The 969-nt window shown below is 67.7% G+C and carries 1 protein-coding gene and 1 pseudogene; both read right to left on the reverse strand.

The window, feature by feature from the left end:
• Positions 1-247 (reverse strand): annotated as a pseudogene (locus U9980_RS20185) (hypothetical protein); the annotation flags it as partial.
• A 130-nt stretch (positions 248-377) separates the two neighbouring features.
• A complete protein-coding gene (locus tag U9980_RS20190; protein WP_322769348.1) occupies positions 378-608 on the reverse strand; it encodes a hypothetical protein in 231 nt (76 codons plus the stop codon).
• Positions 609-969 lie beyond the last annotated feature (361 nt).

The raw sequence follows: 969 nt of genomic DNA on the forward strand, positions 1-969 counted from the left end.
CGAGCCGTAGGGGTTCGCCCCGCCGGTTGTCCACGATCTTTATTTGGATGTTGAGGAGGGCGTAGAGGTCCCGACGTTCCTCCGGGGTCGCGGTCGCGAGCCGGGTAGACGCGACAGCCGCCAGGTCCCGGACCGCTTGGACCTGTTGCGCGTGCGACGCCGCCTGTGCGTGGCGATCCGCGAGGGTCTGGCGACGTGCCTTGGCGGTACTCAGTTTGGTTTGCAGATCGCGGGACGCCGCCGCCACGGTGGGCTCGAGGCAGCGAACCCGCCGGCGGACAGGTTCACGATCGTGGTCGGGAGCGCCTGGTGCAACCGGTTGATCTCACCGTCGGCCTTGGCGATCGCGTCGGAATCCCCACCGCCGTGGGTGGCGATCAGTCCGGCGTGGTCCCCGGCGACCGAGGCCAGATACTCCGGGGGTGAGCGCTGGTGCGGTCGAGCCGGTAGCCGTACGGTGCGTCCCCGCCGCCCCAGCCGCCTTGGGTGATCCGGGCGTGTTTCCCCGACGCGGTGCGTTCGCGGATCAGGTCCCCGGAGGACACCCGGACGTAGACCACCACCCGGATCGTCGTCCGCGCCGGGTGCATCGCCTGCCGCCCGGTCACCTCGCAGCCCCACCGGTGGGGGTGTAGCCGTGTGCGAGGAGGAACGAGGCCACATCGCCGTACCGTTCCCGGATCACCCACTCTCCACATCCGCCGCACCCTCCACGACGGCCACGGCCACCCCCTCGAACACACCACCATCGCCAACGCCCGACACACCCCCCATCCCGCATCCACCTCCACATCTGAACCCATCGAGCGCCGTATTCTTCTCGCCGCATAGACAGCTCATTCAGGTTCGTCACCTCATATGCGGCTACCTGCTTCGCAACGGACGTCGGCATGTCGGTAGGGCCGTCCGTTCCTAAAAGATCTTGCCGAAGCTTCCCAAGATGAACGGAGATGACGTGGTGGCTGACCT

It is taken from the genome of Protofrankia sp. Cr1 (assembly GCF_963555865.1).
Classification (GTDB): domain Bacteria; phylum Actinomycetota; class Actinomycetes; order Frankiales; family Frankiaceae; genus Protofrankia.